Here is a 16,321-nt window from a genome sequence, read left to right on the forward strand (position 1 = left end):
AATGTTCGATACCAAGAAAGTAAGCATCGAGTGGGGCGGAAAGACCCTCACGCTCGAAACGGGCAAGGTTGCCCGCCAGGCCGACGGCGCGATCATGGCGACGCTCGGCGAAACCGTCGTCTTGTGCGCGGTCACCGCCGCCAAGTCGGTCAAGGAAGGGCAGGACTTCTTCCCGCTCACCGTCCATTATCAGGAAAAATATTCGGCCGCCGGCCGCATTCCGGGCGGCTTCTTCAAGCGCGAACGCGGCGCGACCGAGAAGGAGACCCTGGTCTCGCGTCTCATCGACCGTCCGATCCGCCCGCTGTTCCCGGAAGGTTTCTACAACGAGATCAACGCCATCGCTCAGGTGCTGAGCTATGACGGCGAAAACGAGCCCGACATCCTGGCGATGGTCGCCGCGTCGGCCGCGCTGACGATCTCGGGCGTGCCCTTCATGGGTCCGATCGGCGCCGCGCGCGTCGGCTATGTGAATGGCGAATACATCCTCAACCCGACCGATGCGCAGGTCGCCGAGGGCGATCTCGACCTGGTCGTCGCCGCCACCTACGACGCGGTGATGATGGTCGAATCCGAAGCCAAGGAGCTGTCGGAAGAGGTCATGCTGGGCGCGGTCATGTTCGCGCACGACGCGTGCCGCGAAGTGGTCAAGGCGATCGTCAAGCTCGCCGAGCAGGCCGCCAAGGATCCGTGGGAAATGGCGTCGTCGGACGACAATGCCGCGATCAAGGACAAGCTCAAGAAGCTGATCGGCGCCGACATCGCCGCCGCCTACAAGCTGACCGACAAGTCGGCGCGTTCGAACGCCCTCAACGAGGCGCGGGCCAAGGCCAAGGCGCAGTTCGTCGAGGACGGCCTTAGCCCCCAGGACGTCATGGCCGGCATCAAGCTGACCAAGAAGCTGGAAGCGGAAATCGTCCGCGGCGCCATCCTCAAGGACGGCACCCGCATCGACGGCCGCACCACCACGCAGATCCGTCCGATCCAGGCGGAAACGCACTTCCTCCCGCGCGCGCATGGCTCGACCCTGTTCACCCGCGGCGAGACTCAGACCATCGCCACCTGCACCTTGGGCACCAAGGACGCCGAGCAGATGATCGATGGGCTGAACGGCCTCAGCTACCAGAACTTCATGCTGCACTATAACTTCCCGCCCTATTCGGTCGGCGAAGTCGGCCGCTTCGGCGCGCCGGGCCGTCGCGAAGTCGGTCACGGCAAGCTGGCGTGGCGTGCGCTGCACCCGGTTCTGCCGACGAAGGAGGAATTCCCCTACACGATCCGCCTGACCAGCGACATCACCGAGTCGAACGGCTCGTCGTCGATGGCGTCGGTGTGCGGCGGGTCGCTCGCGATGATGGACGCCGGCGTGCCGATCAAGCGCCCGGTCTCGGGCATCGCGATGGGCCTGATCCTCGAGGGCAAGGATTTCGCGATCCTGTCGGACATCCTGGGCGACGAGGACCATCTCGGCGACATGGACTTCAAGGTCGCGGGCACGTCCGAAGGCATCACCACGATGCAGATGGACATCAAGATCGCGGGCATCACGCGCGAGATCTTCGAGGCCGCGCTGAACCAGGCCAAGGAAGGCCGCGCGCACATCCTCGGCGAGATGAACAAGGCGCTTGATCACACCCGCTCGGAATTGTCGGCGCACGCGCCGCGGATCGAGACCTTCACGATCGACAAGACCAAGATCCGTGACGTCATCGGTACCGGCGGCAAGGTGATCCGCGAGATCGTCGCCACCACCGGCGCCAAGGTCGATATCGACGACGAAGGCGTGATCAAGGTGTCGTCGTCCGACGTCAGCCAGATCGAAGCCGCGATCAACTGGATCAAGGGCATCGTCGAGGAGCCCGAGGTCGGCAAGATCTATAACGGTAAGGTCGTCAACATCGTCGATTTCGGCGCGTTCGTGAACTTCATGGGCGGCAAGGACGGTCTCGTCCACGTCTCCGAAATGAAGAACGAGCGGGTCGAGAAGCCGACCGACGTCGTGTCGGAAGGCCAGGAAGTGAAGGTCAAGGTCCTCGAGATCGATCCGCGCGGCAAGGTTCGCCTGTCGATGCGTGTCGTCGATCAGGAAACCGGCGAAGAGCTGGAGGACACCCGTCCTCCGCGCGAGCCGCGCGAAGGCGGCCGTGACCGTGGCCCGCGCAGCGGCGGCGGCGATCGTGGCGGTGACCGTGGTCCGCGCCGTGACGGCGACCGTGATCGCGGCCCGCGCCGCGACCGTGGCGACCGGGGCGGCGACCGCGGCCCGCGCCGCGAGCGCAGCGAAGGCGGCAAGGATGAGGGCCCCGAGCCCGAATTCGCGCCTGCCTTCCTGACCGGTGACCGCAACAGCGACGACTAAGCCTCACGCGGAAAAGCGACTATCGCTTTTCCGCAAAGGCGATAGGAAGACAGCCATAACGACCGGGAAAGCCGGGGAGGATGAAGCGGCTCGAGAGCAATCTCGGGCCGCTTTGCCGTTTGAGAAACACTTTCGGCGCTGCCGTGGACAGGAACTATCGATCGATGGCGCCTTGGGATGGCGCAGTATAAGCATTCCCCATGACGTTGTTCAGTCGCAGATCGGGCTGTGCCCTGGCGGTTATCGTACCCGTCATGGGCGTGCTGTATTTACTGTTCGGCGTTAGCCTGAACCGCACTGTCGCCCTCGCTGCGGAACCGATCGCTGCCGGAGACATCGACCTTCATCTCGAAGCAGCTGACTTCGAAGAATCCTTGGCACCATGGCCGATATTCTCGACCGTTACGTATCTGGATAACGGTAGGATCAGGGGCAAAATCCGACAGCGGTCATCTGCAGAGCGCACAGCCGATTTCAAAATTGTCATTGTGTCGCGGGAGGGAGCGTCCCGCGTAACGCGCTGCTATCCCGACTATAGGGACGCCTGCTATTTTGATGCGGACCTGGGACATACCAGCCTAGCCAAGGGCATACGACTTAGCGTGTTTGACGCGCGCAACGGCCAGGTCGTCGTAGCGCCGCGGACCGTCGCTTTCTCACGCTCGACCACTTACTCCTCGGCGCGATGGGATGCGCTCATGGGCATTTAGAACATTAGCTGCGTCGGATGAGCTCTCGATAATGAGCCTCAGGGTTGACGTAACTGGCCACATAGGAAATACTTCGCTATATGGTGAAGTATCACTCATCCGCAATCGACCGCACGTTTTCCGCGCTCGCCGACCCGACACGGCGACGCATCCTGTCGCGGCTGAAGGACGAGCCCGGCCTGTCGGTCAGCGAGCTCGCCGGGCCGCTATCGCTCAAGCTGCCCAACATGATGAAGCACCTCGATGTGCTGTCCGATGCAGGGCTGATCACTCGGACCAAGAGCGGCCGTACCGTGGCGGTCAATCTATCGGTCGGGCCGATGCAAGAGGCCATGGCCTGGCTGCAACGCTATGAGCGTCTCTGGACGGTGAGCCTCGATCGGCTTGTCGCGTCCGTTGAAAAGGACGGCGAGTGACGGGGAGCTTGCCGAGCGTGACCATCGTCCGCCGCATCAAGGCGCCGCCAGCCAAAGTCTGGGCGGCGATTACCAGCCCCGATCAGATGATCCAATGGTGGGGACCCGATGCCGGGCCGACACTGCGTGCCGACGTGGATGTTCGCCCCGGCGGCCGGTTCAGCGTCGTGTTCCGCTTGCTCAACGGCGAGGAGCACAATCCTACCGGAATCTACCGGGAAGTGATTCCCGAGCGGAAGCTGGCCTTCACCTGGGATCTCCCCGGCGAGCGCGCGTCGCTGGTCACGTTCCTGCTCGAGCCGATCGACGGAGGCACCGAATTGACATTGCTCCACGAGCATCTTCCCGACGAAGGCGTACGCGAAAGCCACGAACGGGGCTGGAGCGGGCTGCTCGACAAATTACCCCTTTTTCTTGGAGTTTGACGACATGGGCGACCTGACCGTCTATACCTATGATTGGGTTCCCGAGCCGCCGCGCGGATTCGTGCGCGACATACGATTGCGCTGGGCGCTCGAAGAAGCCGAATTGCCCTATCGCGTCGCGAGCGTGCCGTTCAAGGACCGCGGCCCCGAGCATTTCGCGCACCAGCCGTTCGGCCAGGTGCCGTGGCTGACCGATGGCGACCTGTCGATCTTCGAGAGCGGCGCGATCCTGCTTCATCTCGGCGAGCTGAGCGACAAGCTGATGCCGACCGATATCCAGGGGCGGAACGCCGCCAGAGAATGGCTGTTTGCGGCGCTGGCGTCGGTCGAGGCCGCGAGCCAGCCCTGGTCGTTCTTCATGTTCTCCGGCGATACCAGCGAAAATCCGATGCGGAAGTTTTTCGACGGCTTTCTTGAGGCCCGTCTCAAGCATATGGAAATCGTGCTGGGCGAAAAGGAATGGCTGGCCGGCAGCTTCTCGGTCGCCGACATCCTGATGGCCGACGTGCTCCGACTGGTCGACCGGTTCGACGGGCTCGCCGACTATCCCGCCTGCCGCGCCTATGTCGCGCGCGCGACGACGCGACCAGCGTTCGCGAAGGCGCATGCCGACCAGATGGCGCATTTCGCCGCGGCGGATTGACCTGAGGCGTCGGCACGGCTGATGGGCTGGATTGCCCGCTGATCTACGCTGGCGGGCCCGCCCGAACGGATCCGTCGCGCAGCGCCGCCTCCAGGAGCGAAGCGATGGCCTGGCGCCGCACTTCCCTGGCCTCGGCACCGTCGAGGGCGAGGACGTCCTTGAGCACGAGCATGGCCTCGGTTCCGATCACCAGGCTCAGCGCTCGCGTCAGCTGCCGATAGGAAGGGGCCGAAAATTTCGAACGGGCGGGCTCCAGCGCCGCTTCGATCAGCGGCAATCGCCGGTTCTGTCGAGCGGGTACGCCGGTCGACTGGAGCGGCAGCTTGGCGGTGCTGGCAATCATCCGGCGCAGCGCCGTTTCGTTCGCGGCGATCATGCGATCCACCGCGTCGTCCACCAGTAGCAGCCGTTCGAGCGGATCATCCGATGCCCCGGAAAGGCATTCGACCCCCGGGAACGCCATGTGCAGCGCCGCTTCTGCGAGCAAATCGTCGACATTGGGGAAATAACGATAGGCGGTCGCGCGCGACACGCGCGCCTCTTCCGCTATCGCCTCGAGCGTGGGCGCGCCGTTATCTGCCGAAACGCGCAATGCTGCCTCGAGCAGATCGCGGCGCGTCCGGCCTCGCTGGTTCGCGCGGATCGACGCCGGCATCTCAGGAAAGCTGCTGCTGGATCGCGGCTATGTCGAGCCAGACATTCTCGCGCGCGATGTCGCCTCGGTCGGTGAACTCCAGGACATGGAGCAAGCGGAACTGCAGCGGACGGTTCCTGCCCTCGAAGCCGAACGGGCGGCCCTTAGCGATCCCGCTCCAGGTCGAATCGTCGACCATGAAATTCTCCCCGTAGAGGCGGCGGCGCGACGTCACCTGGCCGTCGGCGAGATCGGGAAAGGTCGCTTCGTAAAATGCCCGCGCCTGGTCGCGCCCCTTGCTCGGACCGCCGGGCCAACCAACGACATCGTGTTCGATATTCTCGTCGAGCGTCCCCACCACGCCCTCGATATCGTCCCGAGCTTCGTAGCCGAAATGCTCGTCGAGCTTCTGATCCATTTGTTCGCGAGTGAGCATCGTCCCTGCCTCCAATCGAGCACTCCCCCTAATGAGACAGTCGTCTCATGTCAATACGACGGTATCTGTTTTCAAAGCGGTGTTGGCCCCGGAGGGCATAGCCGTGACGACCGAGCGGCCACGGCTATCGGGCGTCCATTTCGGTCCGCGTACTCGATGGGCCGCAAACGGGCTTGACGAATCCCGTGCGTGCAACCACTTCCGCCACGGCTCCGTCCGGAGTCGCAATCCACTCCTCCTTAGAGGGACCGATGTCTGACCAAAGTCGATCGACCGACCCTCTGAGGCGGCTGGCGGATTGAACTGACGTTCACCTCACCAGCGCTGCCTCAGGGGGCGGTCGCAAAAAATAGGTGAGTAATGAACGCAATCCGTTTCTTCGCCGGTTCGTTCCGGCGCGTACCGCGCGTCCGCGACGTCAATGAGGTCTTCGACGCCCGCCTCACGGTCGGCGAGCGGCTGGCTGATCGCGTCGCGGCGATCGGCGGCTCGTGGGGCTTCATCATCGGGTTCAGCGTCTTCATGGTGGCCTGGGCCATCCTGAACACGATGGTCCTGGCGCGCCACGCCTTCGATCCCTTTCCCTTCATCTTCCTCAACCTGATGCTGTCGATGCTCGCCGCGCTGCAGGCGCCGATCATCATGATGAGCCAGAACCGTCAGGCGGCGAAGGATCGGCTGGAAATGCGGCTCGATTATGAGACCAATCTCCGCTCTGAGGCGGAGATCGCCAGCCTGCACGAGAAGATCGACTTGTTGCTGGCGATGGCCGGTGACGAGGCGATCGCGCTTCGGGAGATGGCGCACGCCGCGAAGTGATGCGCCTCAGGCCAGGCGCCAGACCACGCAGAGGATCGTGACCAGCAGGACCGGCGCCGCCGCTATCAGCAGGCGGCGCCGGGCGGGCGTCGCGCCCCTCGCCATGTCGCTGCCCGCGATGAGCGCGGCGATCAGCACCGCCAGCATCGTCCAGAGGTGGTAGCGCAACTCGCACGCCACGCTCGCGGGCAGATAGCCGAGGCCATAGAGCAGTCCCGATAGCGCCATCGGGATGACCAGCCGCCGCGACGGCAGGCCGGGCGCGACGACGAGCAAGCCGATCGCCAGCGCCATCCACCAGACCGGCCAACCCAAAGGAGTATGCGCCGACCAGCGTGCGCCGCGGTCGAGCCAGGTCAGCGCGGGATTGGGCGTGAGGTGGAAACCCCAGTCATTGGGGGGAATCCGGCCCATGACCGGGCGCTCGACCTCGTCATGGACGAGGAAGCGGATATTGATATTGAAATGGGTCAGACGATGCTCGGCATAAGCGACCGGATGCGCCAGCACCGCGCCGAGCCAGTGGCGGTACGGGCTCTCGCCGCTCTGCTTGAACAGATCGTCCATCGCGTCGAACCCAAGCGGGCACGGATCGGGCACCCACCAGCTATAGGAATCCCAGCGCTCGGGCTTGTAGCAATGACGATTGACCGCGACCGGATCGTCGACATCGTCGTCCGCAGGAAAGGCGTCGACCCCACTGAACCGGGTGATGCCGCCGAGATCGAAGATGACGAGCGACAGCCCGACGCCGCTCGGCTTGGCGCCGACCGCGCGGTTGGCGAGCGGCAGCGCGGCGGCAATGACCGCCGTGCCGATCAGCAACGCGGCGCCGAACCGCACCCGCGTCGCACGCCATGAGGCAGGCAGCAGCGCGATCGCAAGCGGCAGGCAGGCGGGAAGCGCGTTGAAGCGCAACGTCGCGGCGCAGACGATCAGGATCAGCGCGATCAACCGCGCGACGGGCCGGCCGCGGGTCGGGATGGCGACCAGGATCGCGCTCGCCGCAAGCAACAGCCCCGCCATCAGGCTGTCCTTGATGATCTCCGCCATCAGCACGACCGGGAGCGGCAGGATCGCGGCGACCGCAAATGCGATGGCGAGCCGTCGACGGCCCGCGCGCACCGCCCAGACCACCAGCCCGGCGAATGCCGACCAATATAGGCCGAGCTGGATCGCCAGCATCGGCGCGGGGCCGTGGGCGATCGGCAAGAGTTGCCGCCACAGCCATTCCATCGCTGGCGGATGCCAGTCGTCGAAATCGCCGCTCAGCGCCTGGCCATATTGGCGGATCGAATCCCAGGTCATCAGCCCGGGCGCATAGGCATAGGCCTGCGCGGCGCAGACCAACGCCAGCAGCAACGCCGCGATCAATCGATAGTCGGTCCAGCGGATCGGCACGCCGGCTGGTCTGCGCCGATTGGCGGCGCCGATGCAAGCGCGGTTGCGCTCAGTCGCGGAAGCTCGTGTCGATACGGTCGAGCTTCCGCAGCAGCGCCGGCCAGGCGAGCCGTTCGGCGGCCATCGCCATGCCCGCCGGCGGCGTCTGGCCCTTGACCTTGTCTTCGGTGCCCTGAGGTGGATTGTAGAGGTGGTCGTAGCCGGCCGACAGCATCATCACCTGCGCCTGGCAGGCGCGCTCGAGGAAATAGAGCCGCAGGAAACAATCGCCGACGGTCTTGCCGACCGCGAGCGTGCCATGGTTGCGCAGGATCATGGCGTGCTTGTCGCCCAGGTCCTGAACCAGCCGTTCGCGCTCGTCGAGATCGGTCGCGATGCCTTCATAGTCGTGGTATGCGACATTGTGCTTGGCGATCATCGCCGTCTGGGTGTGCGGCAACAGGCCGAATTCCATCGCCGACACCGCCTGGCCATGGGGCGTATGGAGATGCATCACCGCCGCCGCATCCTCGCGCGCCATATGGATCGCCGAATGGATGGTGAAGCCCGCCGGATTGACCGGATGTTCCGACTTGCCGACCGGATTGCCCTCGACGTCGATTTTGACCAGGCTCGACGCGGTGATCTCCTCGAACATCATGTCATAGGGGTTGATCAGGAAATGATGTTCCGGCCCCGGCACGCGCGCCGAAAGGTGGGTGAAGATGAGGTCGTCCCATCCATAGAGCGCGACCAAGCGATAGGCGGCGGCGAGATCGACCCGCGCTTCCCATTCGCCCGGGGCCATGCCGGTATCCTCGACTTGTGCCAGTGTCGCCATGTCAGTCTCTCCGATTCCGTTTGGCCGAGCCTAACCTGACGAGCGCAATCGAACAATGGGTATGGTGAGTTGCGGAGTCCGCCATGGGCATCATGCGCCACGCTCTCGAATCTGTAACATTCTCCCGGCAAGCAGCTTGCGACAGCGGGAGAAGCGAGATGGCAAGATGGTGGACGGTGGGAGCGGCGGCGTTGCTCGGCTTGACCTTCGCGCTCGGTACGGCGGTGTCGGCAAGAATGTCGGCCGATATGCTGACGGTCGACCGCGTCGTGGTAATGATGCGCCACGGCATCCGTCCGCCGACCAAGAATCCGGCGATGCCGGCGCGATACGCGGCCGATGCCTGGCCTGGCTGGTCGGTCAATCCGGGCTGGCTGACCCAGCATGGCGCGCAGGCCGTCGCGACGATCGGCGCCGCCGACCGCGCTTTTTACATGCGCGCTGGCTTATTTGCGCGCGGCTGTCCCGATGCCGCGATCATCGCCGACAGCGACCAGCGGACGATCGCCACGGCCCAGGCTTATGCCGGCACTTTGGCGCCGGGCTGCCCAGTGCCGGTCGACCATCGGCCGCAGGGTACGGACGATCCGCGTTTTTCGGCGATCGAACAGGGGCTGGGTACGGTCGACGTTCCCGCGGCCAATGCGGCCATGGCCAAGGCGATCGGACCGGGCGGAATCGCCGCCGTCGAGGCGCGGATGCGGCCGTTGCTCAGCAAGCTCGACACGATTCTGTGCGCGCAGAAACCGACCTGCGGGGTCGGCGCGGAAAAAAGCGCGATCGCGCCAGCCCAATCCAACAAGCGCCCGGATCTGACTGGCGCGCTCGACCGTGCGTCGACCGCGGCGCAGATCCTGTTGCTCGAATATGCCGATGGCAAGCCGATGCGCGAGGTCGGCTGGGGCCGCGCGACTGCCGCGGACGTCACGGCCTTGTCCGAATTCCACGCGCTCGAATTCGCCATCCTAGCGCGGCCCAAACCCATCGCCGCCGCGAATCTGGTGGGCCTGGTCCCGGCGATCCTGCGCGCGATGGCGGGTGAGGGACCAAGACTGGCGATGATCTCAGGCCACGACACCAATGTCGCCAATCTCGGCGGGATGCTGGGTCTGCACTGGCATGTGCCGGGCTTCGCCGCCGACGATCCCGCGCCGGGTGGGGCGATCATCCTCGAACGACTGACGGATGCGGGCGGCAACGCCTATGTCCGCGCCTATTATCGCGCCCAGACGCTCGACCAGCTCCGCGCCGGCGCCGCGCCGGGCTATCGCCAGGTGCTGCCCATCACGGGATGTCGCGCACGCGGCATCGCCGGACTGTGCACGCTGGCCCAGTTCCAGACGGTAATGTCGGAGAAATAGGGGAGTAAGTGGGGAGCTTCTATTGCCCGGTGCTCCGAGCTCTTGAAGTCCAGGGGGTTCTGTTGCCCGGCCCCCCTGGCGGCCGCTGGAATCCGCTTCTGTTGCCCGGTGCGGTCCAACCGCGCATTTTAGAGTAACCTTAAGCCGTTAGGCCTTGGGGTTACGCCGCAATAGCGAGTGCTTCGTTATCGTTGGCACTTGTGTAATGAGCCGTCACAGTGGCCCGTTCTGAGCGAACGTCAGCGCTTTTCAACACACGTCGATCCTGGTTCGGCCCCGTCAGAAACGGTGTCCAGATACACCACCATTTCTGGTGGAGCCGCCGGGTACTGCCCCCGGGTCCGCTGCGTCTATTGCACGCCATCATTTATCGCCATAGCCGGTTGCCCGGCCCGACCAATATAGGGCCTGCGCGCTTAAAGAAAAGTAGTGGGTGCGGGGGGCAGGGGTGCCCACCGGCAAAAAACCCCAGTTTTCCCGGACCTCCGCCTTTCGGTCGCCACATTATTGGGTAATAAGGTTACCCATTATGTTGACGCAGCGTTCCCGTTACGCGCTTCGCGCGATGCTCTATCTGGCTGAAGCTCCCGCAGGCAGCCCCCCGATCCCGATGAACCGGATCGCCGAAAACGCCAACGTCCCGCGCAAATTTCTCGAACTGATCCTGGCCGATCTTCGCGAGGCCGGCTTTCTGCACAGCCATCGCGGCAAGACCGGTGGTTACTGCCTGTCGCGCCCAACCCATCTGATCTCGCTGGGAGAGATCATTCGCGTGATCGAGGGACCATTGGCGTTGGTGCCCTGCGTCAGCCGCACCGCCTATCGCCGCTGCGCCGATTGCAAGGATGAGGCTGCCTGCGCGATCCGCCATGCCATGGCACGCGTCCGCGACGAAACCGCGCGCATCCTCGACGGTACCAGCTTGGCCGATGCGGTCAGCGAGGACCTCGCGGCGGCGTAAGATTCGGAGACTGCGACACTCTAAGCCCCTCCCCTGCAGGGGAGGGGTTAGGGGTGGGGGAGTGCCTCAAGCCAATCGTCCGTGAGAGGCCCCACCCCAACCCCTCCCCTGAAGGGGAGGGGCTAATATTCACCCTTTCCGCGCGCGCAATTCGTCGCGGATTTCGCGCAGCAGCACGACATCGGCGGGATCCGCAGGTGCTGCTTCCTCGGGCTTGGGCGCGACGCGGTTCACCGCGCGGACCATCAGGAAGATGATGAACGCGATGATCAGGAAATTGACCGCGGCGGTGATAAACTCGCCATAGCCGAACAAGGCGACACCGGCTTTCTTCAGCGCGGCATAGTCGGTCGATCCGGCCAGCGCCGGCGGCACCTTTTCGGGCGAGAGGATGATGAAATGGCTCGAGAAATCGAGTCCTCCGAACACCTTGCCGATCAGCGGCATGATGATGTCGTCGGTCAGCGAGGTGACGATCTTGCCGAATGCCGCGCCGATGATCACCGCGACCGCCAGGTCGAGCACGTTGCCGCGGGCAATGAACGCCTTGAATTCCTTGAACATGATCAAGCCCCTTTCGCTGTATCAGGCCGGCACAGCCTAGGCCCGGTTGGCATGGATGCAAGCGGCCGCCGTTGCGCCCACGCAACCGAATCCGCTTCACGACGACGCCGGGCGTCACTACATTGCGCCAAGCAAGGGGCACTGGAGGGTAGCTAGATGAAGTTTCGTGCGATGATCGTGCTGGCCGCGATGGCGATGCTGTCGGCTTGCGGGATCAACTCCGTTCCCACCGCTGAGGAAAATGCCAAGGCGCGCTGGGCGGACGTCCAGGCCGCCTATCAGCGCCGCGCCGACACCATCCCCAACGTCGTCGCGACGGTGAAGGGCAGTGCCGCGTCCGAAGGCAAGATCCTGACCGACGTGATCAACGCGCGCGCCAATGCGACGCGGGTCCAGGTCAACGCCACCGACCTGACCGATCCGGCCAAGATCGCGAGCTTCCAGGCCGCGCAGAACCAGTTGGGCGCGTCGCTCGGCCGGCTGCTGGCGACGGTAGAGGCCTATCCCGATCTCAAGAGCCAGGAAAATTTCCGCTCGCTGATCACCGAGATCGAGGGCAGCAACAACCGCATCACGATCGCGATCCGCGACTATAATACCGCCGTCCAGGCGTATAACACGCGGATCCGCACCTTCCCCGACGCGATCGGCGCGAAGGTCTTCTACGGCGCCAAGCCGATGGTTCCGTTCCAGGCGCAGCCGGGTGCCGAGACCAACCCGACGGTCGATTTCGGCAATACGAACTGACCATCGTGACCTTAGTGCATCCGCTGCGGAGAGAGTCCGTATGAGGATTCTTCGGGCGCTGCTGTTGATGCTCGCGCTGCTGATCGTCCCGCAGCTCGCGTCCGCGCAGACTTTTCCGCCGTTGTCCGGGCGCGTGGTCGATGCCGCGAACCTGCTCAGCCCGGCGCAGAGGCAGCAGCTCGAGGCGCTGTCGACCGATGTCGGCAACGTCGCTCAGCGCCAGTTCGTGGTGGCGACGATTCCCGATCTGCAGGGCTATCCGATCGAGGATTACGGCTACAAGCTCGGCCGCGAATGGAAGATCGGGCAAAAGGACGCCAATAACGGGATCATCCTGATCGTCGCACCCAATGAGCGCAAAGTGCGGATCGAGGTCGGCTATGGGCTCGAGCCGATCATGACCGATGCCTTGGCCCAGACGATCATCGACGACCAGATCCTGCCCAAATTTCGCGCCGGCGACATGGCGGGCGGTATCATGGCGGGCGCGCAGGCAATCGCCGAGCAGATGAAGGCGCCACCCGAAGCCGCCGAGGCGCGGGTCAAGGCGGCAGCCGCGCAACCGCAGGCGGCGCGGTCGTCGGGCTCGTCATCGGACGGCTTCGTCGCAATTTTCTGGATCTTCATCATCCTGTTCTTCGTGCTGCCGATCGTCTTTCGCGGCGCGCGCGGCCGGAAGTATCGCGGCGGGCGCGGACCGGTGATCCTGTGGGGCCCGGGCCTGGGCGGCGGCTGGGGTGGCGGCGGATCGTCGTCGAGCGGCTGGAGCAGCGGGGGCAGCGACTGGGGCGGCGGCGGTGGCGGTTTTTCGGGCGGCGGCGGATCGTTCGGCGGCGGCGGCGCGTCGGGAAGCTGGTGATGCGCGGACCGATCCTGACCCCGGCCGAACGCGAGCAGGTGACCAAAGCGGTCACGACGGCCGAGGCCGGCACCGATGCCGAGATCGTCACGATCGTGGCGCCGCGATCGGACCCCTATCACGATATCGGCCTCAACCTCGGCATAGTCGCGATGTTGCTGGTGGCGGGGATCGCGGCGCTCAATCCTACCGCGATCGAGGACAAGATCGCCTGGTTCCAGAACGGCTGGCAAGGTGGAGTCAATCTGGGGCGGTCGTTCTTCGCGCTGATGGTGGTCGAGGCCGCCGTGTTGCTGCTGATCCGGGGCGCGCTTTATTGGTCGCCATTGCGGATGGCGCTGACGCCCAAGGCGGTGCGGTCGCGCCGCGTGCGGCGTCGCGCGATCCAGTATTTCAAGGTCGGCGCCGAACGCCGCACCGCCGCGCGGGTAGGAGTGTTGCTCTACCTCTCGCTCGATGAAAGGCTGGCGGAGATCGTCGCCGACGAAGCGATCCATGCCAAGGTCCCGCCCGAACGCTGGGGCGCGGCGATGGCCGCGCTGATCGATCGGGTCCGTGCCGGGCATCCGGGCGATGGCATGGCCGCCGCGGTGACCGCGATCGGCACCATCGTCGCCGAACATTTCCCCAAGACGGAAAGCGACGTGAACGAACTCCCCGACCGGCTGATCGAATTGTGAGCGTCACCGACGCCGACGCGATCGAGGAAACCGTCTGGAAGGGCCGCTTTCTCGAAATGAAGAAACGCGGCCGCTGGGAATATGTCGGCCGCGTCGGCGGGGTCGAAGCGGCGGTGATCATCGCCATCGATCAGGGCCATGTCATCCTGGTCGAGCAATATCGCGTGCCGCTGGGCCGCGCCTGCCTGGAATTGCCCGCCGGTCTGATCGGCGATGAGGATGCAGGCGAAACCGCCGAAATGTCGGCCGCGCGCGAGCTGGAAGAGGAAACCGGCTATCGTCCCGCGACCTGCACCTCGCTGGGGACGTTCTACGCCTCGCCCGGCATGGTCAGCGAGTGTTTCACGCTGATCCGCGCGGAGGGGCTGACACGGGTCGGCGAGGGCGGCGGAACGGCGGATGAGAATATCATTGTCCACCGCGTGCCGATGGCGACGATAACCGACTTCATCGCCGAGCGCCGCGCCGCGGGGGTGGCGATCGACGTGAAGTTGCTGACGCTGCTTGGGCCGTCGCTGCTTTCCGATGAGATCGTAGACGCATAAAGAGCCGTCGGGCGGCAAGCGACTGACTTGCCGACAATAATCCAACGATGCAGCATGTCTGAGCAACTGGCAATCTGTCTGTCCTTTGAGCGCTGATTCGAGGAGCACCTACGTTGGGAAAGCGGCTCATGTTCGTGCTGGTCTGTGCCATGACTGGGATCAGCACCCAGGCATTCGGGCAGTTTATTCTTCCCAAACCGGAAGTGTTCGTTCGCGCGGAAGATCAGCAACGGGCGCGGTTTCTTGAAAAACCGTGCGCCTCAATCGATGAGGGGCACGGCTGCTATCGATACGACGGGCGTTTAATACGCGAGGCGCCTTGCGCTTACCACATCGAAGCCGGCGTTATCGGGTTTGTGCCAACCGACCAATGCTATAAAATGGACGCCCCACGGCGATATCGGGGCGTCTGGATCGATGAATTCGAAGGTCAGAAGTTCATACCGGAGGGAACGAGGGCGCCCGAATGGCCGCGCGGGAATCCGCAATCACCCGAATGGCAGAAGAAAGCCGATCAAGCGATCGCTGCGACGATTTGGCTTGACGTCGATCGGGCCAAATTAGGTCACAAATGGCAACAAGGTGGACGAAGGGTGTTCATCGAGTTCATTGGTCGAAAAACTATGTATCCGGGCAATTATGGCCATATGGGCATGTCGGGACAGGAGATCATCGTCGATCGCGTGATCGCGCAGAGACAATGTCCGCAAATCGGAGCCTGTCGCTGAATAGGCCAGGCAGCTTGCCACCCAAATCTCGCCGTTCGATCCGCATAGCGATAGCTGTCATTCATGGGTTCCCGACCTAGCGATCGTCGTACTTCGCTGCGAACGGCGCTTATTGCATCCGGTTCCCGAGCACCCCGATCTACCATGGGCCGGTCCCCGTCGCGCCTTGCCGATATTCGGCGATGCGGCGAGCGGTGGCGGGGGATAGCGGCGCGGGCAGGGCGTCCGGCGCGAACCAGGCGGCTTCCTCTATTTCGGCCAGATCGGCGCGGCGGAACTCGGCGCTCGCATCGGGACCGCCCTGCACCACGAAAATGACGATATGGTCGTCCTTGCCCTCGCGCCGGCTGTGATAGACGCCGAGGACACGCTCGATCCTGGCGTCGGTCACGCCGACTTCTTCCGCGAGCTCGCGGAATAGAGCGGCGTCGATACTCTCACCTTTATTCACCCCGCCGCCGGGCAGATACCAGTGCTCCATATAGGTGTGTCGCACCAGTGCGATGCGGCCATCCCGATCGAGCAGGATGGCGCGAACTCCGATCGTCCGCGGCCTCGTGATCCGCCATACGATCCGCGCCGCCTTGCCGGCCAGCCGATGCGTCCACGCCATCCCCGGCCTCCTTCGCGCGAACGCCGGGCTGCGGCGCGCGGTTACCAATTCACCCGAATGTGCATGGTGGCGCAGCGATCGTGTGAATTCCACCCTTTGGTAAACCGACGCAGCCCGGTGACCCTAGCCCTTATCCGGCCTCTCAGGCGCCGCCGATCGCTGCCGGGTCCATCCACATGATCTCCCAGACATAGCCGTCGAGATCCTCGACATGGCGATTGTACATGAAACCCAGATCCTGCGCCGGATCGGGATCGGCGGTGCCGCCCGCCGCCGCGGCGCGATCGACGATGGCGTCCACGTCTTCCTTGCTGTCGGCCGACAGCGCCAGCAGCAACGGGCTGGCAGCATGCGCGTCGGCGATCGGACGCTTGGTGAATTCGCCGTAATGCGCGTGGGTGAGAAGCATGACGAAGATCGTGTCCGAGAACATGAGCGACGTCGAGGTTTCACCCGAAAACTGCGGGTTAACCGTGCCGCCCAAGGCGACATAAAAGGCGGTGGAAGCCGCCAGATCGCGCACGGGGAGGTTCACGAAGATCATTTTAGGCATGCTCAGCTCCGTTTTTGGCCCATTCAGTACTAGACCGACTAGTACTG

Annotated in this window: 20 protein-coding genes and 1 other RNA gene; 13 read left to right on the forward strand and 8 right to left on the reverse strand. The window is 64.3% G+C overall.

Annotated elements, in window-relative coordinates; all coding sequences use genetic code 11:
- The first annotated feature begins 1 nt into the window (after position 1).
- The 5 genes from pnp to Q0L25_RS10695 all read left to right on the forward strand — a co-directional run bounded on the left by pnp (position 2) and on the right by Q0L25_RS10695 (position 4,553).
- Positions 2–2,359: a polyribonucleotide nucleotidyltransferase gene (gene pnp, locus Q0L25_RS10675; protein ID WP_296614070.1), complete on the forward strand. Its 2,358-nt coding sequence runs from the start codon at positions 2–4 to the stop codon at positions 2,357–2,359.
- A gap of 200 nt (positions 2,360–2,559) precedes the next feature.
- Complete coding sequence (locus tag Q0L25_RS10680) at positions 2,560–3,069, forward strand: hypothetical protein (RefSeq protein ID WP_296614072.1); 510 nt, start codon at positions 2,560–2,562, stop codon at positions 3,067–3,069.
- 80 nt (positions 3,070–3,149) lie between these two features.
- Positions 3,150–3,485, forward strand: coding sequence for a metalloregulator ArsR/SmtB family transcription factor (locus Q0L25_RS10685; protein WP_296614074.1), 336 nt, complete (start codon positions 3,150–3,152; stop codon positions 3,483–3,485).
- A complete protein-coding gene (locus Q0L25_RS10690) occupies positions 3,482–3,910 on the forward strand; it encodes an SRPBCC domain-containing protein (RefSeq protein ID WP_296614076.1) in 429 nt (142 codons plus the stop codon). The genes Q0L25_RS10685 and Q0L25_RS10690 overlap by 4 nt, the downstream gene beginning before the upstream one ends.
- A gap of 4 nt (positions 3,911–3,914) precedes the next feature.
- On the forward strand, positions 3,915–4,553 hold the full coding sequence (locus Q0L25_RS10695) for a glutathione S-transferase family protein (protein WP_296614078.1): 639 nt from the start codon (positions 3,915–3,917) through the stop codon (positions 4,551–4,553).
- A gap of 43 nt (positions 4,554–4,596) precedes the next feature.
- On the opposite strand, the gene Q0L25_RS10700 is transcribed toward Q0L25_RS10695, so the two are convergent.
- Entirely contained in the window at positions 4,597–5,208 is a 612-nt protein-coding gene (locus Q0L25_RS10700; protein WP_296614080.1) for a TetR/AcrR family transcriptional regulator, read from the reverse strand.
- Between the two features lies 1 nt (position 5,209).
- A complete protein-coding gene (locus Q0L25_RS10705; RefSeq protein WP_296614082.1) occupies positions 5,210–5,623 on the reverse strand; it encodes an ester cyclase in 414 nt (137 codons plus the stop codon).
- 360 nt (positions 5,624–5,983) lie between these two features.
- Here Q0L25_RS10705 and Q0L25_RS10710 point away from each other — a divergent pair, with 360 nt between their 5' ends.
- Positions 5,984–6,442 (forward strand): DUF1003 domain-containing protein, encoded by a 459-nt coding sequence (locus Q0L25_RS10710; RefSeq protein WP_296614084.1) that lies wholly within the window; start codon positions 5,984–5,986, stop codon positions 6,440–6,442.
- A 6-nt stretch (positions 6,443–6,448) separates the two neighbouring features.
- On the opposite strand, the gene Q0L25_RS10715 is transcribed toward Q0L25_RS10710, so the two are convergent.
- Together Q0L25_RS10715 and Q0L25_RS10720 are read right to left on the reverse strand one after the other, a co-directional pair.
- Positions 6,449–7,843 (reverse strand): hypothetical protein, encoded by a 1,395-nt coding sequence (locus Q0L25_RS10715; protein ID WP_296614087.1) that lies wholly within the window; start codon positions 7,841–7,843, stop codon positions 6,449–6,451.
- 49 nt (positions 7,844–7,892) lie between these two features.
- A complete protein-coding gene (locus tag Q0L25_RS10720; protein WP_296614088.1) occupies positions 7,893–8,663 on the reverse strand; it encodes a class II aldolase/adducin family protein in 771 nt (256 codons plus the stop codon).
- Between the two features lie 158 nt (positions 8,664–8,821).
- Between Q0L25_RS10720 and Q0L25_RS10725 the strand changes: the two genes are divergently transcribed.
- The gene (locus Q0L25_RS10725; RefSeq protein ID WP_296614090.1) at positions 8,822–10,024 is read left to right on the forward strand and encodes a histidine-type phosphatase; all 1,203 of its coding nucleotides are present in this window, start codon (positions 8,822–8,824) and stop codon (positions 10,022–10,024) included.
- A gap of 86 nt (positions 10,025–10,110) precedes the next feature.
- Here Q0L25_RS10725 and ssrA read toward each other — a convergent pair.
- Positions 10,111–10,454, reverse strand: a transfer-messenger RNA (tmRNA) gene (gene ssrA / locus Q0L25_RS10730).
- Between the two features lie 99 nt (positions 10,455–10,553).
- Between ssrA and Q0L25_RS10735 the strand changes: the two genes are divergently transcribed.
- Positions 10,554–10,985 carry an Rrf2 family transcriptional regulator gene (locus Q0L25_RS10735; protein ID WP_066590611.1) on the forward strand — a complete coding sequence of 144 codons (432 nt, stop codon included), beginning with the start codon at positions 10,554–10,556 and terminating at the stop codon, positions 10,983–10,985.
- Between the two features lie 129 nt (positions 10,986–11,114).
- Here Q0L25_RS10735 and mscL read toward each other — a convergent pair whose 3' ends face one another.
- On the reverse strand, positions 11,115–11,549 hold the full coding sequence (mscL, locus tag Q0L25_RS10740; protein ID WP_296614092.1) for a large conductance mechanosensitive channel protein MscL: 435 nt from the start codon (positions 11,547–11,549) through the stop codon (positions 11,115–11,117).
- Between the two features lie 156 nt (positions 11,550–11,705).
- Here mscL and Q0L25_RS10745 point away from each other — a divergent pair, with 156 nt between their 5' ends.
- The 5 genes from Q0L25_RS10745 to Q0L25_RS10765 all read left to right on the forward strand — a co-directional run bounded on the left by Q0L25_RS10745 (position 11,706) and on the right by Q0L25_RS10765 (position 15,108).
- A complete protein-coding gene (locus tag Q0L25_RS10745; protein WP_066590604.1) occupies positions 11,706–12,296 on the forward strand; it encodes a LemA family protein in 591 nt (196 codons plus the stop codon).
- 40 nt (positions 12,297–12,336) lie between these two features.
- Positions 12,337–13,155 (forward strand): TPM domain-containing protein, encoded by an 819-nt coding sequence (locus tag Q0L25_RS10750; RefSeq protein ID WP_296614095.1) that lies wholly within the window; start codon positions 12,337–12,339, stop codon positions 13,153–13,155.
- On the forward strand, positions 13,155–13,835 hold the full coding sequence (locus Q0L25_RS10755; protein ID WP_296614097.1) for a hypothetical protein: 681 nt from the start codon (positions 13,155–13,157) through the stop codon (positions 13,833–13,835). The genes Q0L25_RS10750 and Q0L25_RS10755 overlap by 1 nt, the downstream gene beginning before the upstream one ends.
- A 56-nt stretch (positions 13,836–13,891) precedes the next feature.
- Positions 13,892–14,380 (forward strand): NUDIX hydrolase, encoded by a 489-nt coding sequence (locus Q0L25_RS10760; protein ID WP_296615679.1) that lies wholly within the window; start codon positions 13,892–13,894, stop codon positions 14,378–14,380.
- Positions 14,381–14,508: 128 nt separating this feature from the next.
- Complete coding sequence (locus tag Q0L25_RS10765) at positions 14,509–15,108, forward strand: hypothetical protein (RefSeq protein ID WP_296614099.1); 600 nt, start codon at positions 14,509–14,511, stop codon at positions 15,106–15,108.
- Between the two features lie 139 nt (positions 15,109–15,247).
- Here the strand turns inward: Q0L25_RS10765 and Q0L25_RS10770 are convergent, their stop codons facing one another.
- Complete coding sequence (locus Q0L25_RS10770; protein ID WP_296614101.1) at positions 15,248–15,721, reverse strand: NUDIX domain-containing protein; 474 nt, start codon at positions 15,719–15,721, stop codon at positions 15,248–15,250.
- Positions 15,722–15,863: 142 nt separating this feature from the next.
- On the reverse strand, positions 15,864–16,274 hold the full coding sequence (locus Q0L25_RS10775; protein WP_296614103.1) for a VOC family protein: 411 nt from the start codon (positions 16,272–16,274) through the stop codon (positions 15,864–15,866).
- Positions 16,275–16,321 lie beyond the last annotated feature (47 nt).

Source organism: Sphingomonas sp., assembly GCF_024508665.1.
Taxonomy (GTDB): Bacteria; Pseudomonadota; Alphaproteobacteria; order Sphingomonadales; family Sphingomonadaceae; genus Sphingomonas.